Origin of the sequence: Brevundimonas terrae, from assembly GCF_011761985.1 — a bacterium.
In the GTDB taxonomy this organism is placed as follows: Bacteria; Pseudomonadota; Alphaproteobacteria; order Caulobacterales; family Caulobacteraceae; genus Brevundimonas; species Brevundimonas terrae.
Window position 1 is genome coordinate 200,588 of sequence record NZ_JAASQT010000003.1, and the last position, 25,839, is coordinate 226,426.

Here is a 25,839-nt window from a genome sequence, read left to right on the forward strand (position 1 = left end):
GTCAGTCGACCTTTTTGAAGATCACAGCAGCATTGGTGCCGCCAAAGCCGAACGAGTTGGACATGGCAACATCCACCTTCTTGGCCTTGCCCTTGTGCGGGACCAGATCAATCGGGGTCTCGTGTTCGGGATCATCAAGGTTGATGGTCGGAGGGACCATCTGGTCCTTGATCGCCAGCACCGAGAACACGCATTCAATCGCGCCAGCAGCGCCCAGAAGGTGGCCGGTCATCGACTTGGTGGACGATACGGTCAGGTCCTTGGCGTGGTCGCCAACGAGACGTTCAATCGCCTTCAGTTCGATCCAGTCCGCCATGGTCGAGGTGCCGTGGGCGTTGACGTAATCAAGGTCCGAAGGCTCCATGCCTGCCCGCTTCAGCGCCATCTTCATGGCGCGCAGACCGCCGTCGCCATCTTCGGACGGCGCCGTGATGTGATAGGCGTCGCCGCTCATGCCATAGCCGACAACCTCGGCATAGATTTTCGCGCCGCGCGCCTTAGCGTGTTCGTATTCTTCCAGAACCATGACGCCCGCGCCCTCGCCCATGATGAAGCCGGCATGGCCACGATCATAGGGACGCGATGCCTTTTCAGGCGTGTCGTTATAGGCGGTGCAGAGCGCCTTGCAGGCCAGGAAGCCCGCAATGCCGATCGGCACGACCGAGCTTTCCGCACCACCGGCCACCATCACATCGGCATCGCCCAGCGCAATCATGCGGGCGGCATCGCCAATGGCGTGCGCGCCGGTGGCACAGGCCGTCACCACCGAGTGGTTCGGGCCCTTAAGGCCGTGGCGGATCGAGATCTGGCCGGATGCCAGATTGATCAGGGCCGACGGGATGAAGAACGGGCTGACGCGACGCGGGCCCTGTTCCTTCAGAACAATGGCCGTGTCGGCAATGGGACCAAGGCCGCCAATACCCGAGCCGACCATGACGCCGGTGGCTTCCTGGTCTTCGTCGGTTTCCGGCTTCCAATTGGCATCGGCCAGAGCTTCGTCGGCCGCCGCCATAGCGAACACGATGAAATCGTCCACGCGCTTGCGTTCCTTGGGCGACAGAACCTTGTCGAAATCAAACATACCCGGCTGGTCGGGCGAACCGCCACCACGACCGTCAACAGCCGGAACCTCGCCTGCAATGGTGCAGCCATAGCCTTCGGTGTCGAAATTGGTGATCGGACGGATACCGGACTGACCATCCAGAAGTTTCTTCCAGACATGGTCCACACCCGTGCCCAGCGGGGTAACAAGGCCGAGGCCCGTAATGACAACGCGGCGCATGGTTCGCGCTCCTTAGTTCTGACTGTGCAACGGCTTGGCAAAGCCAGTCGGTCGCCACACAGCGCCCGACCTCATCTGTGCCCGACTGTACCTCGAGGGAATCACTCGATCCAGAATCAGGCCCAAAAACACTAATGGCCGCCGGACGGTCCCGCTAGGGGTCCGTCACGGCGGCCATTAGCTTGAAGTGCGACGTATCGCAGGGGCCTATTAGGCGCCCAGCTTCTCGTCGATGAACTTCACGGCGTCGCCGACGGTTTGGATGTGCTCAGCAGCATCGTCCGGGATTTCGACGTCGAATTCTTCTTCGAAGGCCATTACCAGCTCGACGGTGTCGAGCGAGTCAGCGCCCAGATCGTCGATGAAGGAAGCTTTTTCGGTGACCTTGTCCGGATCGGCGTCCAGTTGTTCGATGACGATCTTGCGGACGCGTTCGAGGGTGTCGGACATGAGTGTCTCTCTGCCTGTTGTGTTGTCGCCGTGATGGCGGGGTTAGTCTTACGCCGTGTCACGGCAGTCTTGGTGACGCAAGCCCGAAAGGCCTCACATCACCGCGAGCATTCCCGCCCTTTAGCACAGCCACCGGACAAGGAAATAGTTTGTTGCGTGCCGTGATAACGAAAGTGATCACAGCCGCAAAGATTTAGATCATCGCCATGCCGCCGTTGACGTGCAGGGTCTGGCCCGTGACGTAAGCAGCTTCATTCGATGAAAGATAGACGGCAGCGGCGGCGATTTCATCGCCCGAACCCAGACGGCCCGCCGGAATACGGCCCAGAATCGCGTCGCGTTGCTGCTCGTTCAAAACGTCGGTCATCGGCGAGGCAATAAAGCCCGGCGCGATGCAGTTCACTGTAATTCCACGCGAACCAACCTCTTGGGCCAGCGACTTCGAGAAGCCGATCATGCCCGCCTTGGAGGCCGAATAGTTGGTCTGGCCCGGATTGCCGGTCACGCCCACCACCGAGGTCACGCCGATGATGCGGCCTGAACGGCGCTTCATCATGCCCTTCACGGCAGCGCGGGTCAGACGGAAATAGGATTCGAGGTTGATCTGGATGACCGACTGGAAGTCCTCGTCCTTCATACGCATCAGAAGGCCGTCCTTGGTGATACCGGCATTGGCCACCAGAATATCCAGCGGATTGCCAGCCACGGCTTCGGCCGCTGCCACCAGACCATCAACCGAATCGGGGTCCGACAGGTTGGCCACCGCATAGGAGGCGCGATCCCCAAGTTCGGCTTGCAGCTCGGCCAGAACAGCCTCGCGCGTACCGGACAGAACCACATGCGCACCCTGTGCGTGCAGGGCACGCGCCACCGCGCCGCCGATGCCGCCGGTCGCGCCGGTCACCAGTGCCGTCTTGCCTGAAAGGTTGAACATTGAGGTCAGCTCCGCCAAATCTTTCGTCCGCTCCTATCCGATGCGAAGCTGCTTCGCCAGAGGAAGGTAACGCAACGGAAAGATTCAATGACCCGCCAAAGCGCCCTGTTCGACCGTCGCCGCCTGCTTCTCGGAGCGGGAGCTCTGGGTTTGGTTCCTGCCCTAAGCGCCTGTAACGCATCGCTAAATTCAGCGGACATCGAGGTTCGGGGCATAGATCGCCTGCCGATGACGCAGGATGTTCTGAACCGTTTTGTCGCTCAAAGCCGCCTGCCCGGTCTGTGCGCTGGTGTGCAGTTTCCCGATGGCAGCAAGGCCTTTGTACAGGCCGGAACGCTCGATTTCGGCTCGTTTACCCGCGTAAATCGCGACACCCTGTTCCGAATCTATTCCATGACCAAGCTGATTACGGGTGCCGCAGCGGCCCTGTTGATCGAAGACGGCAAGTTCGCGCTGGATACACCCGTCGCCGACATCATCCCCGAATTTGCCGATATCAAGGTCGCCACCAATCCGGCCCGCAACCTGAACGCCCGCAAGGCGCAGAAAACGATGACCATCCGTCATCTGCTGACCCACACATCGGGCTTCACCTATGCCCACGCAGGCAACAACCCCGTGCAACGCGCCTATGGCCGCGAAGGCCTTGCCATGGCGGCCAGCGCCACAAGTGGCTCGGCCCGTCCGCCTGCCAATTATGATGAACTGGTCGAACGTCTGGCCACGATCCCGCTGATGTTCGAGCCGGGCACGCGATACGAATACGGCGTGTCGGTCGATGTTCTGGCCGTCGTGATCGAGCGTGTATCGGGCATGCCCTATGCCGATTTCGTGCAAAGACGCATCCTTGACCCGCTGGCCATGCAGGACACGATCTGGAGCCTGCGTGACGGCGATGCCGAGCGACTGGCCGCCATCTATAACTATGGGGCCAATGGCGCGGGGCCACGCCGTGCCGTCGCCGATGCGTCGGCCGAGGTTCTGAGCCGCCCTGTTAGCCTGCATCTGGCCGGATCGGGTCTTTTGTCCACCGCCTCGGATTATCTCGACTTCCTCGGCATGCTGTTGAATGAAGGCTCGGCGGGGCGTCGCCGCATTATGAAGCCGGAAACGGCGCAACTGATGCGTTCCGACATCCTGCCCGAGGGGGTATCGGCCCTGAACGGTGGCCACGGCTTTGGCGGCTGGGTTGCCCGCGAAGGCCATAAACGCGCCGGAGAATTCGGCTGGAGCGGCAATGCCTCGACCCAAGCTTGGATCGACCCCGCGCACGATTTCGCCGCCGTCCTGATGATGCAGGCCCTGCCCTATCGCGCCATCGACGTGCTGACGCCTCTTCGCGCCGCCATTGATGCGGACCTCGGGATCACCCGCGCCTGACATGGCTTGATGGCGCATATCGCCTAACGCGAAAGCTGCATTCAGTCTGCGTGCTTCAACCGTGAGGTGTTCGATATGGATGAGGCCATCAATCTTGAGGACAAGCTCGGCCAGTTTGACGAAACATGGTCCCCGCGCACCGTCACGACCTTCAATGGTCACGACATCATGGTGGCCAAGTTTCTGGGCGAGTTCGTCTGGCATTCCCACGCCGATACGGACGACCTGTTTCTGGTCCTCAAGGGCGCAGTCGATATCCGCCTGCGCGACCGCACCGTCACGCTAAAGGCTGGCGAACTGTTCGTCGTTCCCAAGGGCGTCGAACATCGGCCCTATGCCAAGGAAGAAGCGCATGTGCTGCTGATCGAACCCAGGGGCACCCCCAATACGGGCGATCCTGCCACGGCAGCGGGCCGAAAAGTGATCTAAAAAAGGGGCACTGACCGTATGGTCAGTGCCCCTTTTATTTCAGCTTACAGCCAATCTCAGATCGACGTGGCGAAGGCTTCCAGTTCTTCCGGCGTGTTCAGCGCCAGTGCTTCGGCATCGGATGCTATGCGCTTGGCCATGCCGGTCAGCACCTTGCCCGAGCCGACTTCGACGAAGCGGGTCACGCCGCCCTCGGTGGCCATCCACTCCATGCTCTCGCGCCAGCGGACGCGGCCAGTCACTTGCTCGACCAGCAGGCGGCGGATGGTTTCAGGATCGATTTCAGGACGGGCGGTGACGTTGGCGATCAGGGTGGCCGACGGCGCATGGATGGTGGCCTCTGCCAGAGCCGCCGCCATTTCGTCAGCTGCCGGTTGCATCAGCGGGCAGTGGAACGGTGCCGAAACATTCAGCGGAATAGCGCGTGCGCCCAGTTCCTTGGCCTTTTCAATAGCCAGATCGACAGCGGCCTTGTCGCCCGAGATGACGACATTGCCCTTGTTGTTATCGTTGGCGACAACGCAGACGCCCACAGCCGAACCGGCCTTGGCGGCTTCTTCGGCCAGAGCCAGATCGGTTTTCGGACCGATCAGCGAGGCCATCGCGCCCTTGCCCACCGGCACGGCGCGCTGCATGGCCTGACCGCGCAGTTTCAGAAGACGGGCCGTGTCGGCCAGCGAGATCGCACCCGATGCCGCCAGAGCCGAATATTCACCCAGCGAGTGACCGGCAACGAAATCGGCGCTGGAAACGTCAAAGCCGAACTCGACCTTCAGCACACGGGCCGTGGCCATGGATACCGCCATTAGAGCCGGCTGGGCGTTCTCGGTCAGGGTCAGTTGGTCCTCGGGACCGTCCTTCATCAGGGCCGACAGCTTTTGGTTCAGCGCGTCATCGACTTCGGCAAAGACTTCGCGTGCGCTGGCAAAGGCGTCCGACAGGGCCACGCCCATACCGACAGCCTGGCTGCCTTGACCGGGAAAGAGAAGCGCGAGGCTCATCTGCGTTTCGTCCGTATTATTGTTAAACTGGCCGCGAGGGGTAAGACAAACCCTCCCCTACGGCAAGCCGCTCTTGATAATACGGGCCGCAAATGGCCTCGCGCTTTGATCAGGGTTTAGTCCTTGATCTCGGCAGTGCAGGGACGGTTATCCGGCCCCGCCGCACCGTCACAGCGACGGATAGCCAACAGGCTTTCGGTGCTTTCGGTCAGGCGGTTACGGTTGTCGTCACCCTTGGTCAGGGTGAAGGCATCGTACAACTGCCCCGTGGCCGTATAGGCGCGGAATTCCAGTTGGCGTTCCTGCACATCGATCAACTGGTACAGTTCGGTATTCTCGGCGGCGCGCACCGGCTGGGTGTCGGCGCGATTATTCAGGCCATACATCTTGGAGCCAGTCACCGAGACCACATAGACCGGACCTTGCGGCAGACCGGCATCCGAGTTGGCACGCGAGGCTTCGGCACCTGCGGGGTTCGAGACACGGCCATAGCAGTGGTCATGGCCTTGCAGCACCAGATCGATATTGCGGGCGTCAAAAATCGGCTTCCATGCCGCCTTCAGTTCTTCAGTGTCTTCGGGACGGGCGCAGGTATAGATCGGCTGATGGAACACAGCGACGTTCCACTTGGCGGTGCTGGTGGCCAGTGCATTGTCCAGCCACGCCGTCTGGCTGCCCAGACCGCCCAGATCCAGTCCCGATGTGCCATCCAGAATGATGAAACGCACGCCCTGGAAGTCGACGAAATAGGTCGTGTCCTTCACGCCCTCGGCACCGTTATCCGGCAAGGCGAACTGGCGGGTCCAGTGCGGACCGAGCACGCGCGATTCCGAACCATCCGGCAGGATGTGATCGACATATTCGTGATTGCCCGACGCCGGAAGCTGCTGGGTCATGGCAAAGGCCCGACCACCGGCCTCGGTCCATTCGCCCCACTCGTCGTCGTGAACCTTGACCTCGCGCTGGGCCACCAGATCACCGGCATGCAGTACCAGCGACGCCGGACCGGCTTCCTTGAAGGCCGAACGGATCACGCGCGAGCCGATTTCCAGAATATCGTTCTGGGTATCGCCCAGATAGATAAAGCGGAACGGCTCGAAGCTGGCCGCCGCCGTGCGGAACGGTATCCACTCGCTCCATCCATCCGACGCCTTCACGCGATACACATAGCGGGTGGACGGCTTCAGGTTATCGAAGCGCACCTGATGATAGTGTGCCGTGCCGTTCTCGTTGCTGATCGGCGAGGTATTGCCCGTCACCTTGACAGCATCAAAGCCCAGCAGCGGGCCGTCGATCTCTTGCGAGATTTCCGCCTCGGCAGTCGTCTGGTCAATGCTGGTGCGCCAAGCGACACCGGCACCGCGCGCTGCATCGGCGGCAGGCGTCAGGACAATACGATCCGCCCACGTCTTGGCCGCCCAGCGCCCGTTCGGGGCATGCAGCGGCGGCGGTGCCGGATCAGGATCGGGCGGGGCCACAATCTGTGCCGAAACAGGCGTAGCAACCATCAGGCCGACAGCAGCAAGCAGAGCAAGCGAAGGCTTCATATTCTCAGTTCCCTGACGAGAAAGCGATGCCCGTCGCTTAACCGCGCTCTGCAACGCTAAAACGTGGGATTTGCGACATCCGACCTCCGGTTTGCCGACAGGATTGCGACAAACCGGACGAATACGGACAAAAGCGTCAGAACATCCCGATCAGTTCTTTGGCCGCCAGCACACAGAACAGGGCCGTCGCCGCCCCCAGCATCAGGTTCGACAGCCAGCCACTGCGCCATTGCGGCGGCAAGCGCTTGCTGTTCAACAACCACAACAGCGTGCCCGCAAGGAAGGGCATGAACAGACTGCCCAGCACGCCATAGGCCACGATCAGCCCGAACGGACGCTCCATAAACAGCAGGGCAATCGGCGGGAATGTCAGCCACAGCGCATACAGTTTGAACGCCCGCGACTTGTCACCGCGTTCAGCCGGATCATCGCTTTTGCCACGCACATGGGCGACGAAGTCGGCGAACATCAGGCTGACGCCCTGCCAGACGCCCAAGAGCGAAGAGAAGCTGGTCGCCCAGAAACCAACCAGAAACAGGATGGAAACCGGACGCCCGAAGCGATCTTCCAGCACCGAAGAAAGGTCCAGCAGGCCGCGATCCCCGCCTTGCAGCGCAATCCCTGCGGCATGCAGCAGTTCGGCCCCGACAATCAGCATGGCCACCACGAACACGCCGGTCACCACATAGGCAACCCTGTTGTCCAGACGCATCACGGCCATCCATGACGGCCCGCGCCAGCCCTTGGCATTCAGCCAATATCCATAGGCCGCCATGGTGATGGTGCCGCCCACCCCGCCGATCAGCCCCATCGTATAGAATGCCGATCCTTCAGGCAGTGTCGGCCACAGGCCCGTCAGCAAGCGCGGAATATCGGGAGCCACAATCACGGCCAGTCCGATGACGGTGACGAACATGACCCCGACGGCCAGCGTCATCACCTTTTCAAACAGGCCATAACCGCCGAACCAGACAAAGGTCAGCCCCGCCAGACCGCTGAGGACACCCCAGACCTTCAGGTCCAGAACCGGAAACATGGCGGCCAGAGGCAGGGCCGTCGAGGTCATGGCCGCGGCCCCGTAAACAAAGCCCCACACCACCACATAGATGCCGAAATACAGCCCCGCCCAGTTCACCCGCGACCCGAAAAAGTCCTTGCCCAGACTGGACCAACCGTCGAAAATCGTCTTCTCGCCCGCCAGCGTCCAGCGCCCCACCGCCTCGGCCAGTGCAATCTTGAGCAGGGTGCCGATGATCGCCGCCCACAGCAGCGCATAACCGAATTTCGACCCCGCAATCAGGGTCGCCACAAGGTCACCCGCGCCCACGCCGGTCGCCGCCACCACAATCCCCGGCCCGATCAGCGACCATTTGTTCTTGCCCGCGACAGCGTGGTGGGCAGAAGGGCCTTCATGGGTCATGGGCAATCCGTTCCGTGGCTTCAATCGTGAAACCGGACACTGCATCGGTTCGTCGCCATCACCAAACGGCGCTATAAATGAACAACTCACTCAGGTTTCACGGCGCATCCGCCCCGCAACCTTGCCCTTTCGGTGCTTTCCTTATATAGGCGCATCCTTTCCAGGGCTTCGGTCCTGATTGTGGAATGTCAAAGGGTCGGGAAAATCCCGTCCGCCACATCAGGAGCCATCGTAGACACGCTACCCGGCATGTCTGCGCCGATGTCCACCAAGGGAGAACACCGCATGGCTCTATACGAGCACACGGTCATGACGCGCCAAGATATCTCGGCGCAACAGGCCGAAGCGCTGAACGACACCATCAAGGCTCTGATCGAAGAAGGCGGCGGTTCCGTTGCCAAGATCGAGTACTGGGGTCTGCGCAACCTTACCTACCGCGTGAAGAAGAACCGCAAGGCTCACTATTCCCTGCTCGCCGTTGACGCACCGCCGGCCGCTATGGCCGAAGTCGAGCGCCAACTGTCGATCAACGAAGACGTGCTGCGTTGGCTGACCATCCGCGTCGAAGAGCTCGACCTGGAACTGTCGCCGCTGCTGGCTCGCCGCGAACGCGAACGCGATCGTAGCGCTCCTAGCAACCGCAACGACGACGCTGCTGCGGCTTCGGAATAAGGAACCGGATAGATGACCGATACCAAAGCTCCGATCCCGGGCGCTCCGGCTGGCTCCGGCCCGGCCCGTCGTCCCTTCTATCGTCGCCGCAAGGTTTGCCCGTTCTCGGGTGCCAACGCGCCGAAGATCGACTACAAAGACGTGAAGCTGCTGCAGCGTTACGTTTCCGAACGCGGCAAGATCGTGCCTTCGCGCATCACCGCCGTTTCCGCCAAGAAGCAACGCGAACTGGCCAAGGCCATCAAGCGCGCTCGCTACCTGGCTCTGCTGCCGTACGTGGTGAAGTAAGATGAAGGTCGTTCTGCTTGAACGCGTCGAGAACCTCGGCGCCATCGGCGACGTCGTCACCGTTAAGGACGGCTTCGCTCGTAACTACCTTCTGCCGCGCGACAAGGCTCGCCGCGCGACCGAGAAGAACCTGAAGGCCTTCGAAATCGAACGTGCTGCTATTGAAGCACGTAACGACAAGAACAAGGCTGACGCTCAAGTCATCGCTGACAAGATCAATGGCGAAACCTACGTCATGATCCGTCAAGCTGGCGAAACCGGCCAACTGTACGGTTCGGTTGCCGGTCGCGACGTGGCTGAAGTCGTCCGCGCTTCGGGTGCAAACGTCACCCGTTCGCAGGTCGTTCTGAACACCGCCATCAAGACCCTGGGCGTACACGAAGTGCTGGTTCGCCTGCACGCTGAAGTGTCGGCCACCGTCAAGATGAACATTGCGCGTTCGGCTGAAGAAGCTGAACGCCAAGCCAAGGGCGAGGATGTTATCCGCGCTCAGTTCGACGACGAGCGTGCAGCAGCTGACGAAGCTGCTCAAGAGCTCATCGAAGGCGGCGCTGGCCAGCAAGAAGATTTCGGCGACGAAGCGTAAGCTTCTCACCGGACTTCATAGGGAAAAGGGCATCAGCTTCGGCTGGTGCCCTTTTTCTTTGCCGAGACATCGGCGGCCATATTTAGATTTTCTTCATATACCTATAAATATTCTCGGTATGCGAATGGCTTTATTGCGGCGCAATGTGGGTGCCTCGGTCTAGCAGATGGACGGCTCACTCCCCGTCACTCTGCTGCGCCCCCTGCTCCGGTCGATGCCATTCCCTCAGCGTTGCTCCGGTCAGCGGGGCGAAATTACAAGGGGGAATACATGATCCGACGGCTATCAAATCAACGGGGAAACAGGCTTGAGGCCTGCTGTCACGGATCGGTCCCGGACCGCACGCCCTGCACCTGAGCGCACCTGCGCCCTGTCGCACCTAAAGCGACAAAGCCCGTTCCAAAGATTTTCTGTCGCCTTGCACCCCGCCATTGAAAGCGGGGCGACAAGCGCGACACCTGCAAAAGGTCTCATCGTGACTATCCGCACATTCGCATACCGCACGGCCTTGTTTGCCGCTGCTTCCAGTTCCGTTTTGTTGGTTGCCGGTGCTGTTCAAGCCCAAAGCAACGAACAAGCGACAGCCGTTGACGATATTGTCGTCACCGGTACCCGCGTCGCCAACCGCTCGCGCCTCGACACGGTGGCACCGGTCGATGTGGTCACCGCCGAAACGCTCGAACAGCGCGGCTCGACCGAACTGGCTGCCCAGTTGGCCGCCAGTGTTCCGGCCCTGAACTTCCCGCGCCCGTCGGCCACCGACGGCACCGACTCCATCCGTCCCGCCACCCTGCGGGGTCAGGGACCGGACCAGACGCTGGTTCTGGTCAATGGCGTGCGTCGCCACCAGACGGCCCTTGTGAACCTGAACGGTTCGGTGGGTCGCGGCTCGTCCGCTGTGGACCTGAACGCCATCCCGTCCTCGGCCGTCGAGCGTATCGAGGTCCTGCGTGACGGTGCGGCGGCCCAGTATGGCTCTGACGCCATTGCCGGCGTGCTGAACCTGCGTCTACGCGAAGCCCGCGAAGGCGGCGGTGCCAATGTCACCTTCGGTCAGTATGTGACCGATTTCACCGGCTTCTATGGCCGTAATGACAAGATCCGCGACGGTGACACCCTGACGGTTTCCGGCTGGCAGGGCTTTGCGCTGGGCGAGGAAGGCTTCCTGACCGCCTCGGTCGAGTATCGTGATCGCGAAAGCACCAACCGTTCGGATATCAACCCGACACTGGGCCGCATTACGGGCGGTCAGGGCGACGCACAGGTCGAAGACCTGTCGGTCTATCTGAATGCCGGTGTGCCTCTGTCCGCAGGATGGGAAGCCTATGGCTGGGCCGGATATCAAAAGCGTGACGCCTCGGCTGCCGCCTTCTATCGCACCCCGACCGATAACACCCAGAACCCCGACTATGGTTCGGGCCGTAAATATCCCGACGGCTACCTGCCCTATATCCTGACCGAAACCACCGACTGGACCGCTGCGGGCGGTATTCGGGGCAATGTCGGTGAGTGGGGCGTCGATATCAATCTCGGCTATGGCCAGAACCAGATCGAGTTCGGTGCCGAAAACACCATGAACCCGACCTATGGCCTGAACGGCCAGACCAGCTTCTATGCCGGTTCGCTGGAATACAGCCAGTTGGTACTCGGTATCGATGCCAGCCGCGAATATGATCTGGGCTGGCACGGACCGCTGAACGTGGCCGTCGGCCTCGAAGCGCGCCGCGAGAACTACCAGATCGGTGCGGGTGAACAGGCCTCCTATGATCGTGGCCCCGTCCTCGTCGCCGGTGGCAATACCCTCACCTTCGGCTCGCGCGGCTTTACCGGCTTTACCCCGAATAACGAGGTGGACGAGGACCGCAGCAATGTCGGCGTCTATCTGGACCTCGAAGGCGAAGTGGTCGATGGCCTGACCCTGTCGGGTGCTGTCCGTTACGAAAACTATTCGGACTTTGGCGATAACGTCTCGGGCAAGTTTGCCGCCCGTTACGACTTCAACCCGCACTTTGCCATCCGTGGTGCTGTCTCGACCGGCTTCCGCGCACCCAGCCTTCAACAGCAATACTACACCCAGACCTCGGTCCTCTATATCAGCAACGTCCCCTACGAGACCGGCACCTATCCGTCAGTCAGCGAAGTGGGTCTGGCCCTTGGCGGCACCGATCTGCAAGCCGAGGAATCGGTCAACTACTCGCTGGGCTTTGTGGCGCGTAACGGCCCGTTCGAGTTCACCGCCGATGCCTATCGCATCGACATCTCGGACCGCATCATCCTGTCGGAAACCCTGACAGGCAAGGCTCCCGGAACGGTTGGGGCCACGCCCAACGAACTGGCAATCTACAACCTGCTGACGCCCTATGGTGCGACGGCGGCCCGCTTCTTTATCAACGGTGTCGACACTGAAACGACCGGTCTGGATGTGGTCGCCCGCTATCGCGCGGAAACCGCAGCGGGTCACCGTCTGGACTTTACGCTGGCCGGTAACGTCAACGACTTCAAAGTCACCAAGACGCCCGTAACCGAAAGCGGCATCCTGCCAACCCAGACCAGCCTGTTCGGGCGTCAGGCTGTGTACCGCTTCGAACAAGGCACTCCCCCGTGGAAGGTCGTGTTCCAGACGGATTGGGAAGCCGAAAAACTGGGCGGCACCCTGCGCGTCAGCGGCTATGGCGATGTATTGGCCGCCGGTGCAACCGCCGCCACCGATCTGCAACTGGGCGATGCTCTGGTTGTCGATGCCGAGGCCCGCTATCGCTTCACCGACAGGGTGACGCTGGCGGTCGGTGCGGACAACCTTCTGGACCAGTACCCACGCCAGAGCCTGCGCGAGAACAACACGACAGGAGCCTTCCCGTTCTCCAACTTCTCGCCCTACGGCTTCAACGGCCGTTATGTTTACGGTCGTATCAGCTTGAAGTGGTAAGCCACTGAAAGTGCGATGGTTTGAAGGCGGGCGTATTTACGCCCGCCTTTTTGCCTATTCAGTCTCCGTTCAGACGCTGGAACTTAGATCAAAGCTTCGTTACATAACGTCCGCCTGCCGATTTCTTCCGGAGCCCTCATTCGCCATGAAATCTACCCTGTCCTCGCTGACTGCTGTCAGCCTCAGCGCCGTTCTGGCCGTTTCAGCCATGGCCACACCCGCTCTGGCGCAGAGCCAGATGACCGTGGCCCAGTTTCTGGAAGCCGGCCGGGATATTCCGCGCAATCGTGCCGCCGCCATGCTGCGCGCCGACACGCGCCGACTGGTCCGCGTCGCGACCGGTGCTGTCAGTCAGGTGAAATCCGAACAGGCCGCCGCCGAACTCGCCGGTAACCGCCCGAACCACTGCATCCCCTCATCCGGCACCGGCATCACCCCCGAGGCTCTGGTCGCCCGCTTTGAAGGCATGCCCGCCACCCGCCGCAACGTGACGGTGACACAGGCCGTTCGCGACTGGATGGCCGAACGCTATCCCTGCCGCGCCTAGAATCATCTAAGGCGTCATCCCCAGTCTTCACAGGGTGTGGATAACCTCATCGCTGGATAAGATTCTTTCTACGGGTCTCCATCATCCCATGATGGAGGCCGTTCTGTTTTTATCGGTACCATGAACGCGCTATCCCCAATGCCATACGACCAAGGTTCCTCTGTCAATGTGACGGCCATGCCGCACAATCTCGAAGCGGAACAGGCATTGCTCGGGGCATTGATGTTCGACAACGGCGTGTTCGAGCGCCTCAGCGACCGCCTGCGCGACAGCCACCTGTACGAGCCGTTCCATCAGCGCCTGTTCAAGGCCATCGAAGAGCATATCCGTCAGGGTCTGCTGGCCGAGCCAACCATCCTGATGGAGCGTTTCAAGCAGGATCCGGCCTTTGCCGAGTTCGGCGGCCTTCGCTATCTGGCCGACCTTGTGGACCGCGCCCCGCCCGCGGCCAATGCGCCGGACTATGCGCGCGTCATCTATGATCTGGCCCTGCGCCGCGAACTGATCCGCATCGGCGGCCAGATCGCCAAGGATGCCCCCGATCCCGAGCGCGCCGCCGAAGACCAGATCGAACAGGCCGAACAGACCCTCTATTCGCTGGCCGAAACCGGCAAGCCGTCCTCGGGCTTTGTCGCCTTCTCGCAAGCCATCGCCGGTGCCGTGGAAATGGCGGGCGAAGCCTATCAGCGCGAAGGCAAGCTGGCCGGTCTGGCCACCCGCCTTGATGATCTTGACCAGAAGCTCGGCGGTCTGCACCCGTCCGACTTGCTGATCCTTGCCGGTCGTCCGTCGATGGGTAAAACCGCGCTGGCCACCAACATCGCCTTCAACGTGGCCCGCAACTACAAGTGGGAACCCACCCCCGATGGCGGTCGCAAGACCGTCGATGGCGGCGTCGTCGCCTTCTACTCGCTGGAAATGAGCGCCGAACAGTTGGCCATGCGTATTCTGGCCGATGCCTCGGGCGTGTCCTCGGACAAGCTGCGTAAGGGCGAAATCGACGCTTCCGACTTTGGCAAGCTGCGCGATGCGGCCATCGAGATCGGCGAAAGCCCGCTCTATATCGATGCGACCGGTGGCCTCTCCATGGCCAAGCTAGCCGCCCGTGCGCGCCGTCTGGCCCGCATGGACCACGGCCTTGACCTAATCGTGGTCGACTACCTTCAGCTTGTGACAGTCGGCGAAGGCGGCAGCCAGAAGAACCGCGTTCAGGAGGTGTCGGAAATCACCGGTGGCCTGAAAGCGCTGGCCAAGGAACTGAACGTCCCGATCATCGCCCTGTCGCAGTTGTCGCGTCAGGTGGAACAGCGCGAGGACAAACGCCCGCAGCTGTCCGACCTTCGTGAATCCGGCTCGATCGAGCAAGACGCCGACTGCGTGATGTTCGTTTACCGTGAAAGCTATTACCTCGGTCGCGCCGAGCCGCGCGAAGGCTCCGAAGAGCACCTGAAGTGGCAGGAAGACATGGACCGCCTTCAGCATCAGGCCGAAGTCGTCATCGGTAAACAGCGTCACGGCCCTATCGGCATCGTCAAGCTGGCCTTCGATTCCAACACCACCCGCTTTGGCAATCTGGCGCATGATGGACGTTACGGCAGCGCCTATGCGGATATTCCCGAATAAGGAAAATCCTTCCCGAAGCGGGCTGGAAGTCTGGAGGGCAGAGGCGTAAACATTCGCCCCATGTCTTCCCTGCCCGCTTCCCTTACCGTCGATCTTGGCGCTCTGGCGCGTAATTTCCATACCCTTCAGGAGGTGACGGGGCGTCCTGTCACGCCGGTCGTCAAGGCTGACGGCTATGGCCTCGGTGCCGTAGCTGTGGCCAAGCGCCTGATGGCGGAAGGTGCGCGCACCTTCTTCGTTGCGCGTGCCGCCGAAGGCGTCCTGCTGCGCGAAGGCATCGGGTCCGAGCCGACCATCTATGTGTTGGATGGTGCCCATGGCGAGAATATCAAACTGATCCGTGGCTCCAATCTGCGCCCTGTGCTGAACCAGCCCTCGCAGGTCGAGAACTGGCTGTCATCGGGCGGCGGTGCCTGCGGTCTGCAAATCGACACAGCGATGAACCGTCTCGGCTATCGCGTCGAGAATGCACCCGAACCGTTTGCGGGCATCGAGTTGGTGATGACCCACCTCGCCTGCGCGGACGAGCCGTCAAATCCGCTGAACCGCCAGCAGCGCGACGCCTATGCCGGTGTGGTCGAAAAATACCCCGGCGTGACCCGCAGCTTTGCCAATTCGGGTGGCTGCTTCTTGGGCGAAGACTTTGGTTTCGATGTCGTGCGTCCGGGCATCTGCCTTTACGGCGGTGGCCCCGAGGGCAAGCCACATGACAAGATCGCACCCGTCGCCACCCTAAACGCCCAGATCATGCAGGTGCGCGAAGTACCCGTCGGTGAGACCGTCGGCTATTCGCAGGGCTTCCGTCCCGAGCATCCCGTAACCGTTGCCACCTGTGGCGCGGGCTATGCCGATGGCGTCCTGCGTTCCTATTCGCCCAAGGGTCAGGTCTGGATCAATGGCGAACTGCGCCCCATCATCGGCCGCGTCTCGATGGACGTTCTGGCCGTGGATGTGACGGGCCTGAATGTGAAGGCTGGCGACAGTGTCGAGCTGTTCGGCAATAACCGCCTGATCGATAATGCAGCCTCGGCGGCAGGCACCATCAGCTATGAGCTGCTGACCTCCATCACACCGCGCGTACCGCGTATTTACGTCGGCTGATCCGGATACAAAAAGGGCCCCTTTCGGGGCCCTTTTCATTAGTCGATAGCGAAGGCCATGGCCCCTTCGCCGATGACCGAAAACGCCATGAAGACCGCCATGATCAGACCCACGACCACTGCGGTCAGCAAGCCCCAGACGATCACCAGAACAATGGTGAACACCAGTTGCTTGTCCGGCGGTGTCAGCTTCAGCGGACCAAGACCGCAATAGACCAGATAGGCCCCGTAAATCCCGACCAGCAGCGAGATCACCGCTGGGGCATCCCCCGGGATCAGGTTCAGAATGCCCAGAACCCAGAAGGGCGTCATCGCATAGACGGCCAGCTTCATCGACTGGACGATGTTCTTTTCCGAGCCGAAATTGTGGGCCACACCGTCAATGACAATGCCCAGTATATAGGCGGCCAACAGGTTCAGTCCGTAGGACACAACCCCGTATAGCAGCACCGTAAAAATGCCGTCGTCATCCGACACCAGACCACTGACCACGGTGGCGACAGGCCCGATGGCGGCCAGGATCATCGCATAGCGCCGGAACAGCGACTTTACCGTCGCCTGCTCTGCGGCAATGATCGGCCACTCGTATTTCGGACGCAGCAGAATGCCTTTGACGCGGTCAGCCAGACCGGGATCAAAAACAGGCGGGTTTTCAGCGGACATCTGCTTCTCCATGAAACTCGGACCTTCATAATCCAAGCATGGCGCTGCGACCATGACCCACGGCCAACCTTACAAAAACTTATAGCGCGTTCGCTTGCGTCAAAAACGGACGCACCAATCAGACAACATCTGTTCTTGTTCTGTTTCTCTGCTACGCTTTGAACATGGCTCGTGACTCGTCTCTCTTCGTTTGCAAATCCTGTGGTGCCGTCCATTCCAAATGGACCGGCCAATGCACGGGGTGTCAGGAATGGAATACCCTCGTCGAGGAATCCAAATCGGCACCTCCGGGGGCGATGAAGCCCACGGCCACGGCACGCGGCCGTGGCATTACCTTCGAGACACTGGTGTCCGACACGCCCGACCCGCCGCGCATCAAAACCGGTGTGGCCGAGTTCGACCGCGTATGCGGCGGCGGCGTGGTGCCGTCTTCGGCCATCCTGCTGGGCGGCGATCCGGGTGTCGGCAAGTCCACCCTGTTGTTGGAAGTCACCGCCAAGGCGGCGCGTGGCGGGGCCAAGGTGGCCTATATTTCCGGCGAAGAAGCCATTGAACAAATCCGTGCCCGCGCCAAGCGCATGGGCGTGGCTGATGCCCCTGTGGCGCTGGCCTCGGCCACCTCGCTGCGCGACATCCTGACGACGCTGAAACGCGACAAGTTCGACATCGTCATTATCGATTCGATCCAAACCCTGTGGTCCGACGTCCATGAAGCCGGTCCCGGCTCGATCACACAGGTCCGCGCCTGTGCCGCCGAACTGGTCCGTATGGCCAAGGATGGCGGTCCCGCCATCGTGCTGGTCGGCCACGTCACCAAGGACGGCCAGATCGCCGGTCCCCGCGTGGTTGAACACATGGTCGATGCCGTCCTCAGCTTCGAGGGCGAGCGCGGCTATCCGTTCCGTATCCTGCGCGCGGGCAAGAACCGTTTCGGGGCCACCGACGAGATCGGCGTGTTTGAAATGGGCGATGCGGGCCTGCGCGAAGTGACCAACCCGTCGGCCCTCTTCCTTGGCGAAGGCAAGGAAGGCGCACCGGGGGCCGCTGTGTTTGCCGGTATCGAGGGTTCGCGCCCTGTGCTGGTGGAAATACAGGCATTGGTGGCCCCGTCGGCCTATGGCACGCCGCGCCGTGCGGTTGTCGGCTGGGATTCGGGACGACTGGCCATGCTGCTGGCAGTCCTCGAGGCCCGCTGTGGCATCACCTTTGGCGACAAGGATGTTTATCTAAACGTCGCGGGGGGCATGCGCATCAACGAGCCCGCCGCCGACCTTGCCGCCGCCGCCGCGCTCATATCCTCGGCGCTGGACAAGCCCCTGCCCAAAGGTTGTGTGGTGTTTGGCGAAATCGGCCTGTCGGGCGAGGTCCGCGCCGTCGGCCGTGCCGAGGCCCGTCTTCGCGAGGCCGCCAAGCTGGGCTTTGAACGCGCCTTGGCCCCGCCTCAGGCCAAGGGCAAGAAGCCGAGTGTCACCCTGACCGTTGTCGAGACCCTCGCCAATGCCGTGGACCGCATCGCGCAAAACAAATTCTAAGGCCTCGGAAAAACCGCCCTTGCTGTGTTAGCCACAGTCCATGACCGGTTTCGATGTCTTTGTCATTCTGGCCATCCTGCTGTCGGCGACAGCGGGATGGTTTCGCGGTGCCCTGCGTGAACTGACAGCCCTGTTCAGCTTCTTTCTGGCGGGCCTGATCTCGTTGCTCACCCTGCCTTGGACAGCCCCGTTCGGGCGCGATCTGGTCGAACCTGACTGGGCCGGATCGATCCTTACGGTCGGTATCGTGTTTGTGGTGCTGTATTTCATCATTCGCTGGACCACAGGGGCATTGTCCAAGGGTCTGCGCGGCAATGCGCTTGGCACTCTGGACCAGATTATCGGTGTCGCTCTGGGTGTCGTGCGTGCTCTGGCACTGGTCGGTGCGGTGCACCTGATCTTGATGGGCACGGTCGGTGATAATCCGCCCCGCTGGTTTGCCTCTGCCAAGAGCTTGCCGCTCAGCACCCTTTCCGCCGCCGCCATCCAGATTGCCCTGCCCGTCATGGCAAATGGTGCCGATGCGCTCTCACCTGTGGTCCAAAAGTCGGTAACAGAGGGCTTTTCGGATCAAAGCGACCGATAAACCTTGAACTCTGTCCGCATGAGGACTAGGTGGCGGGCCATACCCGACCTTTCGGTCATCGGAGTTACACGATGTCCCACCATATCGCCGATCCCGTCGTTCACCGTGAACATTGGCGCGAACCGGACGACGACCAGTTGCGACTGGAATGTGGTGTGTGCGGCGTCTGGGGGGCACCGGAAAACGAAGCCTCCTCGATCGTTGCTCTGGGCCTGCACGCCCTGCAACATCGCGGACAGGAAGCGTGCGGTATCGCCAGCGTCCATAATTCGGAAAGCTTCTTTACCGAACGCCATATGGGCCTTGTCGGTGAAGCCTTCGGCAATGCCGATCTGACAAACCGCCTTCCGGGCTGTGCCGCTGTTGGCCACACCCGCTATTCGACTGCCGGCGGCAGCTTCCTTCGCAATGTCCAGCCGATGTTTGCCGATCTGGACCAGGGCGGTATCGCCATTGCCCACAACGGCAACCTGACCAACTTCAAGCATATCCACGCTCAGCTGGTTTCCGAAGGCGCTATCTTCCAGTCCACTTCGGATTCGGAGGCTATCCTCCACCTGATCGCCCGCAGCCGCAAAGCCAAGATCGTCGAGCGTTTCATCGATGCGCTGGGCCGTATCGAAGGCGGTTTCGCCCTTGTCGCCCAGACCCGCTTCAAGATGATCGGTGCGCGTGACCCGCTGGGTATCCGCCCGCTGGTTCTGGGCAAGCTAGGCGAAGCTTGGGTTCTGGCCTCGGAAACCTGCGCACTGGACACCATGGGCGCAACCTTCATCCGTGACGTTGAACACGGCGAGGTCGTCGTCATCGACGAGGAAGGACTGACCTCGATCAAGCCTTTCGCCGCACAAGCTGCCCGTCCCTGCCTGTTCGAATACGTCTATTTCGCCCGTCCCGATTCCATCGTGAACGGCCGTTCGGTCTATGAAGTCCGCAAGGAAATGGGCCGCCGTCTGGCACAAGAGTTCCAGATCGAAGCCGACATCGTCGTGCCGGTGCCCGACTCAGGCGTGCCTGCCGCGCTCGGCTATGCGCAGGCCGCGGGCATCCCGTTTGAAATGGGCATTATCCGCAGCCACTATCTGGGCCGCACCTTCATCCAGCCGTCGCAGGCCTCGCGCCAGAAGGGCGTGCGCATGAAGCACAGCCCGAATAAGGCCGTGCTGGAGGGCAAGCGCGTTGTCCTGATCGACGATTCGATCGTGCGCGGCACGACCTCGCTGAAACTGGTTCGCGCCGTCCGCGCCGCCGGTGCCACCGAAGTCCACCTGCGCTCGGCCAGCCCGCAAATTCTGTATCCGGACTTCTACGGCATCGACATGCCGGAGCGCTCGCAACTGATGGCCGCCACCCATTCGATGGAAGAAATGCGCGCCATCCTCGAAGTGGATTCGCTGGGCTTCCTGTCGATTGACGGACTTTACGAAGCCACGGGTGCCGGTCCGCGCGACAATACCGCCCCGCAGTTTACCGACCACTATTTCACCGGCGAATACCCCACCCGCCTGCTGGATCGCGAAGCCGAAGAAGGCGGTCGCGAGATGCGCGGCAAGAAGGTTTCCATTCTGACTGTGAATGCCTGAACAAAAGGGCCGCCGGATCATCCGGCGGCCCTTTCTTCATTCGGCGAGCCGCGCTATCAGCGGGCATGTCCGAGACCCAAAACCTTCCGCTTCAAGACCGTATCGCTCTGGTCGTCGGTGCCTCGCGCGGCATCGGTCGTGAAACTGCTCTGGCTCTGGCCAAGGCCGGTGCCCATGTTGTCGCCGCCGCCCGCACACAGGGCGGGCTGGAAGAGCTGGACGACGACATTTATGCCGCCACCGGCAAGCATGCGACCCTGATTCCGTTCGACATGATCGACGGCGGTGCCATCGACCGTCTGGGCGGTGCGCTGTTCGAGCGTTTCGGCAAGCTGGACATCTGGGTTCAGGCCGCCGCCACCATGGGTGCCGAGGGCCTGACACCGGTCAGCCACGCCGACCCGCGCGGCTTTGCCAAGATCGAGAGGGTCAACTTTACCGGCGTCTATCGCCTGATCCGCTCGCTGGAGCCTCTGCTGAAGGCCTCGACGGCTGCGCGTGTCATTCACCTGACCACCAGTGTTACCGCCTCTCCTCGTGCTTTCTGGGGCCCGTATGCCGCCACCAAGGCCGGTGCCGAGAACCTGATGCGCTGCTGGGCCGATGAAGTGGAATCCATGCCGATCCGTATCGCCATTGTCGATCCGGGCCGGATGCGTACCGGCCTTCGCGCCCAGGCCTTCCCCGGCGAAGACCCGCTGCTTCTTGCCCACCCGCAGGAAATCACCCCGCTGATGGTGGATCTGGCGCGCGGCGACAAGGAGCCGCCCCTACTCACCAAGTTTGCCGACTGGAAAGCCGGACAGGCCCACTAGATGAAATAGCCGCTTTCCAGACTGGGAAGCGGCTATTTTCTTAGGTCACGACCATGATCTGCGACTGCATGGCGGGATGGTACCGACAGAAATAGTCGAACCGTCCAGCCTTGCCCATCGTCGCCGAAGCCGAAGCCCCCGCGGGAAGATCCACGTTAAAGGCACCGTTTCGCGCTGTTGCCGTATGCCGCACCACGTCAAGATTGGTCCATGTCACGGTATCTCCAACCCTGATGTTTGCGGGCGCGGGTGCAAACACCATCCGGTCAACCCGTATGACATGGGTCTGATGACGGTTGCCTCGGGATGATCCGGCCGTCTGTGTGTGGCCACTCCGTGCAGACACGACCACAACTGCCGGCAGCAAGACGGCCGCGCCCAGCAAACTGCGCCGTGACAGTCCAGACCGGATCACATCAGTGCGCATGGCCGGCCATCTGTTCTGCATGGGCCTGATGCTCGCGGAACAAGGCAAGCCCCCGTTCCAGCAAGGCCTTCAGCTCCGCATTATCGGCATTGGGGATCAAGGTTCCGCTCAGAGCCTCGTTGACCGTGCGGTGAAAGGCCACCTCGTTGTCCATATAGGCCTTGTCGAAGGCCTCGCCGCTGAGGCTGGCCAGATGCTGGCGCTGGTCTGCGGCAGCTTTTGTCAGGGCCTCGGAGGTCGGATTGTTCTCGGGAGTCACCTGCAAACGCCCCAACAATGCCAAGGCCTGTTCGTTCACAGCCATATGGTCGCGCTTCATGGTTTCGGCAAAAGCCCGAACCTCGACATTGGTCGATTTCATCAGGGCCTGATCGGCGGCTTCGACATCCAGTTGCCCCGCCGTATAGGCAATATGGGCGATCTGCGGGTCGCTGGGTCCGGCCTCATGGGCATAGGCGACTGTGGTCGAGGCCAGCAACAAGGCACCTGCCAGTGCTATTTTCCTGAACATGGTTTTCTCCCTTTATGACGGTGCCCAATCGCCACCGTTCGGGAGTTAGACCTTCACTCGCTCCGAAAAGTTCCCGCCTAAGTGATCACGACGCCTTCACAGGCCAAACGTGCCAGCACACGATCTCCCATGCGCTGGCATCGCAGACCCAGAAACGGGAAGGCTCCGGCCAGGGTTGCCGACACCCGCGCATCAAGGGCATGGCGTAGTTTCTGACGTGCCCGAAATAGCCGTGTCTTGACCGTTTCAGGCTTCAATCCCAGCGTCGAGGCGGTTTCCTCGATCGAACATTCCTCGACATCGCGCATGATGAATACAATGCGGTACAGCGGCGGCAGCTCGTCCACGGCCTGTTCGATCAGGTCACGGATTTGACTGCGCGCAGCATCGCTTTCCGGCCCTGCATCAATGGACACACCGGGGAAGTTGATGATTTCCCCACCGGATTCCTGCGCGGTTTCCACGGCCTGTAGACCGGTGACGGCGCGGCGACGACGCAGGCGGCTTCGGGCCTCGTTCAGCACGATCCGCGTCAACCACGTCACCACGTCCGCATCGCCGCGAAAACGGGCAGTACCGGTAAAGGCCCGCACATAGGCGTCCTGAAGGACATCTTCGGCCTCGGCATCATCGCCCATGGCCGAGCGGGCGATCCGGAACAGTCGCTGGTTCGCACGCTGCATAATGGTTCTGAAAGCGTCGGGGTCGCCACCCTGCGCCCGTCCGACCAGATCGGGCATGGTCAGGGACAGGTAATCGATACGCGCATTAATCATGGCAAGGCTCCACCTTCGCCATAAATGGACGCTCCAGCCCTACGAAAAGTTCCCGCTGAGGATTAAATTAGCAACAGCTCAAAATAACGAAGGCCGCTTCCCTTACCGGAAGCGGCCTGTTCATTCAGTGGCTGTGCTCTTCATCCGATTTATAAACCGCACGCTGGGGTTCGGGATAAACGGTCGGATCGTCTGCATTTCCGGCCAGATATTCGCGCCAGATATGGTGTGAACGTTCACGCATCAACTCCATCCGGCAACTGGCCGCCATCAGATTGCGGATCGATCCACTCTGCCAATAGGTATAGACCGCTTCGCAGGCACTATCGGCATAGCCTTCCCACAGCTTCTGGCTGGCCTCGACGGCGGCAATCACCGCCTCTGGCTCTTCGGCTTCCGCGCGAAGCTTGGCATAGGCCGCTTCCAGATAGGTTTTAAGCTGTGCCTCGACCTCTTGCTGCTGTTGCGCCGCACAGTGGTTCATTTCGAGCGTGGTGGTCGGATTATCACAATCGACATCGGGCTCATCCTGTAGAACAGCCACATCAAGACTCAATGCGCCCAGCAAGGCCACAAGAACCGTCATCAACAACCTCCCCAATACTGTTCACGCCATTGGCGTGAAATGATCCAGCTTCAGTACGTGTAGCTAGAAACGTACTCAGCCTGTGATTATGCCCGTCACAACCCCCGCCGCATCCCGTTCACAGACAGCATATTGGCTGGCTTGATCCATATAGCGGTTCAACGCCTCGACATAGCCGTTCATATCACCGACATAGCGATCGAAATCGCGACCATATTGTTCCAGTTGTCCGTTATAGGCATTGATAACGGCTGGTCGGCAGTTATGGCGGTTGCGCGCTTCATTGATACAGGCCGGAACGGTTGGGCGCACAGGCTTGGTCAAGCGCACAATCACAGGCACCTGCGGTACGCGACACTCCGGTACCGGCTGATCCGGCGTCGTTTGTCCTGCGACAAGCAATAATACCGCTGCCAATTTCATCATGAGATTCCCCGTCTCCCCGATACTGAATATTCCCGTTTTCTAGGCATAAGAAAAGGGCGACCCGTTACCGGATCGCCCTGATTTCCTATTTCGCTCGAAAAGCTTAGCGCTTTGCGCCGCCCTTTTGGCCGGTACGGATACGGCCCGAACGGGAAACCTGACGGGCCCCGCCGCGTGCGCCCTTGCCGACGATGGCATTGGTGCCGGACTTCTTGGAGGCCGAAGCCTTCAGACCGCCCAGAGGTTTGACCTTGGGCTTGATGCCCGCCTTGGCCTTTTGCTCCAGCGCCTTGCCCGGAAGGTTCGAGAACTTCTCTTCCTTCTCGGCCTTCAGCACCTTGCGAGGGGCGGTCTTGGCCGCGCCCTTGAAGCGTTCCGGACCCGACTTGGCACCGCCAGCGGCATACGGGTTGTCCGAACTGGACTTCACGTTCAGACGCATCGGCGTGCCCTTCAGATCGAAGGATTCACGGATCGAGTTGACCAGATAGCGCTTGTAATGCTCCGGCATCGAGTCCGCACGCGTCGCCATCAGCACGAACGTCGGAGGACGGGCTTTGATCTGCGAGATGTATTTCGGCTTGATGCGCTTGCCATCCACGGCGGGAGGCGGGTGCCTCTGGGTGGCCATAGACAGCCAGTCGTTCAGGTCCTTGGTTTTGACCTTAACGGACCATGTCTCATAGGCCTTGAGGATGGCCGGCATCAGACGGTCAACACCACGGCCATTGAACGACGACAGAGCGACGAACTCCGAGCCTTTCAGCTGCGGCAGCTTGTCGTCGGCCATAGCCTTGAGCTGGGCCAGACGCGCCTGCGGCTCTTCTTCGAGGTCCCACTTGGAGGCCACATAGACCAGCGCACGCCCTTCCCGCTCGACCAGATCGGCCAGTTGCAGGTCCTGCATGTCAAAGGCGTCGTCCTTGTCCATCACCAGCACGACCACCTCGGCAAAGGTGATGGCGCGGATGGTGTCGGCAACCGACAGCTTTTCCAGCTTTTCGTTGACGCGCGCCTTGCGGCGCATACCGGCCGTGTCGATCAGACGGATGTTCTGACCTTCGTATTCCCAGTCGACCGAGATCGAGTCGCGCGTGATACCGGCCTCGGGGCCGGTCAGCAGACGGTCATCACCGATCAGACGGTTAATCAGGGTCGACTTGCCCGCATTGGGGCGACCGATGACAGCAATACGGATCGGCTTTTCAGGTTCGTCCACTTCCTCGATGAAAACATTCTCGGAAGCGCGCACCAGTGCCTGATAAAGATCGGCCATGCCCTCGCCGTGTTCGGCAGAGATCGGCACAGGCTCGCCAAAGCCGAGGCTGTAGGCTTCGCCCACGCCGCCCATGCTTTCACGGCTTTCGGACTTGTTGGCCAGCAGGATGATCGGCTTGTGCACACCGCGTATCCGGTCCGCAAAGATACGGTCCAGCTGGGTGACACCATCGCGGGCATCCATAGTGAACAGGATGACGTCCGCATCCTCGATGGCGGCCTCGGTCTGCTCGCGCATACGGGACTCAAGGGTGTCATCGCTGACATCCTCATAGCCCGCCGTGTCGATCAGGGTCAGGTCCATGTCCCCGATATTACCGTCGGCATAGCGACGGTCACGGGTCACACCGGGGCGATCATCGACCAGCGCAAGACGCTTGCCAACGAGGCGGTTAAACAGTGTCGACTTGCCCACATTGGGCCGGCCGACGATGGCGATCTTCAGAGCCATGTCGGCCTTCTAACGCAATT

The 25,839-nt window shown here is 61.1% G+C and carries 26 protein-coding genes; 13 read left to right on the forward strand and 13 right to left on the reverse strand.

What is annotated here, in order from left to right; genetic code table 11:
• Position 1: 1 nt before the first annotated feature.
• The 3 genes from fabF to fabG all read right to left on the reverse strand — a co-directional run bounded on the left by fabF (position 2) and on the right by fabG (position 2,666).
• The gene (fabF, locus tag FHS64_RS09320; protein WP_167177927.1) at positions 2–1,282 is read right to left on the reverse strand and encodes a beta-ketoacyl-ACP synthase II; all 1,281 of its coding nucleotides are present in this window, start codon (positions 1,280–1,282) and stop codon (positions 2–4) included.
• Positions 1,283–1,492: 210 nt separating this feature from the next.
• A complete protein-coding gene (locus FHS64_RS09325) occupies positions 1,493–1,732 on the reverse strand; it encodes an acyl carrier protein (RefSeq protein WP_167177928.1) in 240 nt (79 codons plus the stop codon).
• A gap of 193 nt (positions 1,733–1,925) precedes the next feature.
• Positions 1,926–2,666, reverse strand: a complete 741-nt coding sequence (fabG, locus tag FHS64_RS09330) for a 3-oxoacyl-[acyl-carrier-protein] reductase (RefSeq protein WP_167177929.1) — start codon at positions 2,664–2,666, stop codon at positions 1,926–1,928.
• An 87-nt stretch (positions 2,667–2,753) separates the two neighbouring features.
• On the opposite strand from fabG, the gene FHS64_RS09335 reads away from it, so the two are divergent.
• Positions 2,754–4,046, forward strand: a complete 1,293-nt coding sequence (locus tag FHS64_RS09335; protein ID WP_167177930.1) for a serine hydrolase domain-containing protein — start codon at positions 2,754–2,756, stop codon at positions 4,044–4,046.
• A 75-nt stretch (positions 4,047–4,121) separates the two neighbouring features.
• Complete coding sequence (locus FHS64_RS09340; RefSeq protein ID WP_167177931.1) at positions 4,122–4,475, forward strand: cupin domain-containing protein; 354 nt, start codon at positions 4,122–4,124, stop codon at positions 4,473–4,475.
• 56 nt (positions 4,476–4,531) lie between these two features.
• Here the strand turns inward: FHS64_RS09340 and fabD are convergent, their stop codons facing one another.
• The 3 genes from fabD to FHS64_RS09355 all read right to left on the reverse strand — a co-directional run bounded on the left by fabD (position 4,532) and on the right by FHS64_RS09355 (position 8,443).
• Entirely contained in the window at positions 4,532–5,476 is a 945-nt protein-coding gene (gene fabD / locus FHS64_RS09345; RefSeq protein WP_167177932.1) for an ACP S-malonyltransferase, read from the reverse strand.
• A gap of 116 nt (positions 5,477–5,592) precedes the next feature.
• Positions 5,593–7,023 carry a purple acid phosphatase family protein gene (locus FHS64_RS09350; RefSeq protein ID WP_243862909.1) on the reverse strand — a complete coding sequence of 477 codons (1,431 nt, stop codon included), beginning with the start codon at positions 7,021–7,023 and terminating at the stop codon, positions 5,593–5,595.
• Positions 7,024–7,159: 136 nt separating this feature from the next.
• Positions 7,160–8,443 carry an Nramp family divalent metal transporter gene (locus FHS64_RS09355; RefSeq protein WP_167177933.1) on the reverse strand — a complete coding sequence of 428 codons (1,284 nt, stop codon included), beginning with the start codon at positions 8,441–8,443 and terminating at the stop codon, positions 7,160–7,162.
• A 285-nt stretch (positions 8,444–8,728) separates the two neighbouring features.
• Here FHS64_RS09355 and rpsF point away from each other — a divergent pair, with 285 nt between their 5' ends.
• The 7 genes from rpsF (at position 8,729) to alr (ending at position 16,186) form a co-directional block, all read left to right on the forward strand.
• Entirely contained in the window at positions 8,729–9,115 is a 387-nt protein-coding gene (rpsF, locus tag FHS64_RS09360) for a 30S ribosomal protein S6 (protein ID WP_167177934.1), read from the forward strand.
• Positions 9,116–9,127: 12 nt separating this feature from the next.
• On the forward strand, positions 9,128–9,403 hold the full coding sequence (gene rpsR, locus FHS64_RS09365) for a 30S ribosomal protein S18 (RefSeq protein ID WP_167177935.1): 276 nt from the start codon (positions 9,128–9,130) through the stop codon (positions 9,401–9,403).
• Position 9,404: 1 nt separating this feature from the next.
• Entirely contained in the window at positions 9,405–9,989 is a 585-nt protein-coding gene (gene rplI, locus FHS64_RS09370; RefSeq protein WP_167177936.1) for a 50S ribosomal protein L9, read from the forward strand.
• A 475-nt stretch (positions 9,990–10,464) separates the two neighbouring features.
• The gene (locus FHS64_RS09375) at positions 10,465–12,915 is read left to right on the forward strand and encodes a TonB-dependent receptor domain-containing protein (RefSeq protein ID WP_167177937.1); all 2,451 of its coding nucleotides are present in this window, start codon (positions 10,465–10,467) and stop codon (positions 12,913–12,915) included.
• A gap of 145 nt (positions 12,916–13,060) precedes the next feature.
• Positions 13,061–13,462 (forward strand): hypothetical protein, encoded by a 402-nt coding sequence (locus tag FHS64_RS09380; protein WP_167177938.1) that lies wholly within the window; start codon positions 13,061–13,063, stop codon positions 13,460–13,462.
• Positions 13,463–13,582: 120 nt separating this feature from the next.
• Positions 13,583–15,085, forward strand: coding sequence for a replicative DNA helicase (locus FHS64_RS09385; RefSeq protein WP_167177939.1), 1,503 nt, complete (start codon positions 13,583–13,585; stop codon positions 15,083–15,085).
• 60 nt (positions 15,086–15,145) lie between these two features.
• On the forward strand, positions 15,146–16,186 hold the full coding sequence (alr, locus tag FHS64_RS09390) for an alanine racemase (RefSeq protein ID WP_167177940.1): 1,041 nt from the start codon (positions 15,146–15,148) through the stop codon (positions 16,184–16,186).
• A 38-nt stretch (positions 16,187–16,224) separates the two neighbouring features.
• On the opposite strand, the gene FHS64_RS09395 is transcribed toward alr, so the two are convergent.
• Positions 16,225–16,848 carry a Yip1 family protein gene (locus FHS64_RS09395; protein WP_167177941.1) on the reverse strand — a complete coding sequence of 208 codons (624 nt, stop codon included), beginning with the start codon at positions 16,846–16,848 and terminating at the stop codon, positions 16,225–16,227.
• A gap of 164 nt (positions 16,849–17,012) precedes the next feature.
• Between FHS64_RS09395 and radA the strand changes: the two genes are divergently transcribed.
• The 4 genes from radA to FHS64_RS09415 all read left to right on the forward strand — a co-directional run bounded on the left by radA (position 17,013) and on the right by FHS64_RS09415 (position 21,364).
• Positions 17,013–18,380 (forward strand): DNA repair protein RadA, encoded by a 1,368-nt coding sequence (radA, locus tag FHS64_RS09400; protein ID WP_167177942.1) that lies wholly within the window; start codon positions 17,013–17,015, stop codon positions 18,378–18,380.
• A 40-nt stretch (positions 18,381–18,420) separates the two neighbouring features.
• On the forward strand, positions 18,421–18,966 hold the full coding sequence (locus FHS64_RS09405; RefSeq protein ID WP_167177943.1) for a CvpA family protein: 546 nt from the start codon (positions 18,421–18,423) through the stop codon (positions 18,964–18,966).
• 71 nt (positions 18,967–19,037) lie between these two features.
• Positions 19,038–20,549, forward strand: coding sequence for an amidophosphoribosyltransferase (gene purF, locus FHS64_RS09410; RefSeq protein WP_167177944.1), 1,512 nt, complete (start codon positions 19,038–19,040; stop codon positions 20,547–20,549).
• Between the two features lie 65 nt (positions 20,550–20,614).
• Positions 20,615–21,364, forward strand: a complete 750-nt coding sequence (locus tag FHS64_RS09415) for an SDR family NAD(P)-dependent oxidoreductase (protein ID WP_167177945.1) — start codon at positions 20,615–20,617, stop codon at positions 21,362–21,364.
• A gap of 40 nt (positions 21,365–21,404) precedes the next feature.
• Here FHS64_RS09415 and FHS64_RS14335 read toward each other — a convergent pair whose 3' ends face one another.
• From FHS64_RS14335 to der, 6 genes are all read right to left on the reverse strand, one after another.
• Positions 21,405–21,812: a cupredoxin domain-containing protein gene (locus FHS64_RS14335; protein ID WP_341771133.1), complete on the reverse strand. Its 408-nt coding sequence runs from the start codon at positions 21,810–21,812 to the stop codon at positions 21,405–21,407.
• Positions 21,781–22,302 (reverse strand): DUF4142 domain-containing protein, encoded by a 522-nt coding sequence (locus tag FHS64_RS09425; RefSeq protein WP_167177947.1) that lies wholly within the window; start codon positions 22,300–22,302, stop codon positions 21,781–21,783. The genes FHS64_RS14335 and FHS64_RS09425 overlap by 32 nt, the downstream gene beginning before the upstream one ends.
• 77 nt (positions 22,303–22,379) lie before the next feature.
• Entirely contained in the window at positions 22,380–23,078 is a 699-nt protein-coding gene (locus FHS64_RS09430; RefSeq protein ID WP_167177948.1) for an RNA polymerase sigma factor, read from the reverse strand.
• Between the two features lie 124 nt (positions 23,079–23,202).
• Complete coding sequence (locus tag FHS64_RS09435; RefSeq protein WP_167177949.1) at positions 23,203–23,664, reverse strand: lysozyme inhibitor LprI family protein; 462 nt, start codon at positions 23,662–23,664, stop codon at positions 23,203–23,205.
• Between the two features lie 75 nt (positions 23,665–23,739).
• Complete coding sequence (locus FHS64_RS09440) at positions 23,740–24,090, reverse strand: hypothetical protein (protein WP_167177950.1); 351 nt, start codon at positions 24,088–24,090, stop codon at positions 23,740–23,742.
• Between the two features lie 103 nt (positions 24,091–24,193).
• Positions 24,194–25,819, reverse strand: coding sequence for a ribosome biogenesis GTPase Der (der, locus tag FHS64_RS09445; protein WP_167177951.1), 1,626 nt, complete (start codon positions 25,817–25,819; stop codon positions 24,194–24,196).
• Positions 25,820–25,839: the final 20 nt, after the last annotated feature.

Excerpts from the sequence above, each read along its gene's own strand:
- fabF (WP_167177927.1), bottom strand. The coding sequence starts at position 1,282 with ATGCGCCGCGTTGTCATTACGGGCCTCGGCCTTGTTACCCCGCTGGGC.
- FHS64_RS09325 (WP_167177928.1), bottom strand. The coding sequence starts at position 1,732 with ATGTCCGACACCCTCGAACGCGTCCGCAAGATCGTCATCGAACAACTG.
- fabG (WP_167177929.1), bottom strand. The coding sequence starts at position 2,666 with ATGTTCAACCTTTCAGGCAAGACGGCACTGGTGACCGGCGCGACCGGC.
- FHS64_RS09335 (WP_167177930.1), top strand. The coding sequence starts at position 2,754 with ATGACCCGCCAAAGCGCCCTGTTCGACCGTCGCCGCCTGCTTCTCGGA.
- FHS64_RS09340 (WP_167177931.1), top strand. The coding sequence starts at position 4,122 with ATGGATGAGGCCATCAATCTTGAGGACAAGCTCGGCCAGTTTGACGAA.
- fabD (WP_167177932.1), bottom strand. The coding sequence starts at position 5,476 with ATGAGCCTCGCGCTTCTCTTTCCCGGTCAAGGCAGCCAGGCTGTCGGT.
- FHS64_RS09350 (WP_243862909.1), bottom strand. The coding sequence starts at position 7,023 with ATGAAGCCTTCGCTTGCTCTGCTTGCTGCTGTCGGCCTGATGGTTGCT.
- FHS64_RS09355 (WP_167177933.1), bottom strand. The coding sequence starts at position 8,443 with ATGACCCATGAAGGCCCTTCTGCCCACCACGCTGTCGCGGGCAAGAAC.
- rpsF (WP_167177934.1), top strand. The coding sequence starts at position 8,729 with ATGGCTCTATACGAGCACACGGTCATGACGCGCCAAGATATCTCGGCG.
- rpsR (WP_167177935.1), top strand. The coding sequence starts at position 9,128 with ATGACCGATACCAAAGCTCCGATCCCGGGCGCTCCGGCTGGCTCCGGC.
- rplI (WP_167177936.1), top strand. The coding sequence starts at position 9,405 with ATGAAGGTCGTTCTGCTTGAACGCGTCGAGAACCTCGGCGCCATCGGC.
- FHS64_RS09380 (WP_167177938.1), top strand. The coding sequence starts at position 13,061 with ATGAAATCTACCCTGTCCTCGCTGACTGCTGTCAGCCTCAGCGCCGTT.
- FHS64_RS09385 (WP_167177939.1), top strand. The coding sequence starts at position 13,583 with ATGAACGCGCTATCCCCAATGCCATACGACCAAGGTTCCTCTGTCAAT.
- alr (WP_167177940.1), top strand. The coding sequence starts at position 15,146 with ATGTCTTCCCTGCCCGCTTCCCTTACCGTCGATCTTGGCGCTCTGGCG.
- FHS64_RS09395 (WP_167177941.1), bottom strand. The coding sequence starts at position 16,848 with ATGTCCGCTGAAAACCCGCCTGTTTTTGATCCCGGTCTGGCTGACCGC.
- radA (WP_167177942.1), top strand. The coding sequence starts at position 17,013 with ATGGCTCGTGACTCGTCTCTCTTCGTTTGCAAATCCTGTGGTGCCGTC.
- FHS64_RS09405 (WP_167177943.1), top strand. The coding sequence starts at position 18,421 with ATGACCGGTTTCGATGTCTTTGTCATTCTGGCCATCCTGCTGTCGGCG.
- purF (WP_167177944.1), top strand. The coding sequence starts at position 19,038 with ATGTCCCACCATATCGCCGATCCCGTCGTTCACCGTGAACATTGGCGC.
- FHS64_RS09415 (WP_167177945.1), top strand. The coding sequence starts at position 20,615 with ATGTCCGAGACCCAAAACCTTCCGCTTCAAGACCGTATCGCTCTGGTC.
- FHS64_RS14335 (WP_341771133.1), bottom strand. The coding sequence starts at position 21,812 with ATGCAGAACAGATGGCCGGCCATGCGCACTGATGTGATCCGGTCTGGA.
- FHS64_RS09425 (WP_167177947.1), bottom strand. The coding sequence starts at position 22,302 with ATGTTCAGGAAAATAGCACTGGCAGGTGCCTTGTTGCTGGCCTCGACC.
- FHS64_RS09430 (WP_167177948.1), bottom strand. The coding sequence starts at position 23,078 with ATGATTAATGCGCGTATCGATTACCTGTCCCTGACCATGCCCGATCTG.
- FHS64_RS09435 (WP_167177949.1), bottom strand. The coding sequence starts at position 23,664 with ATGACGGTTCTTGTGGCCTTGCTGGGCGCATTGAGTCTTGATGTGGCT.
- FHS64_RS09440 (WP_167177950.1), bottom strand. The coding sequence starts at position 24,090 with ATGATGAAATTGGCAGCGGTATTATTGCTTGTCGCAGGACAAACGACG.
- der (WP_167177951.1), bottom strand. The coding sequence starts at position 25,819 with ATGGCTCTGAAGATCGCCATCGTCGGCCGGCCCAATGTGGGCAAGTCG.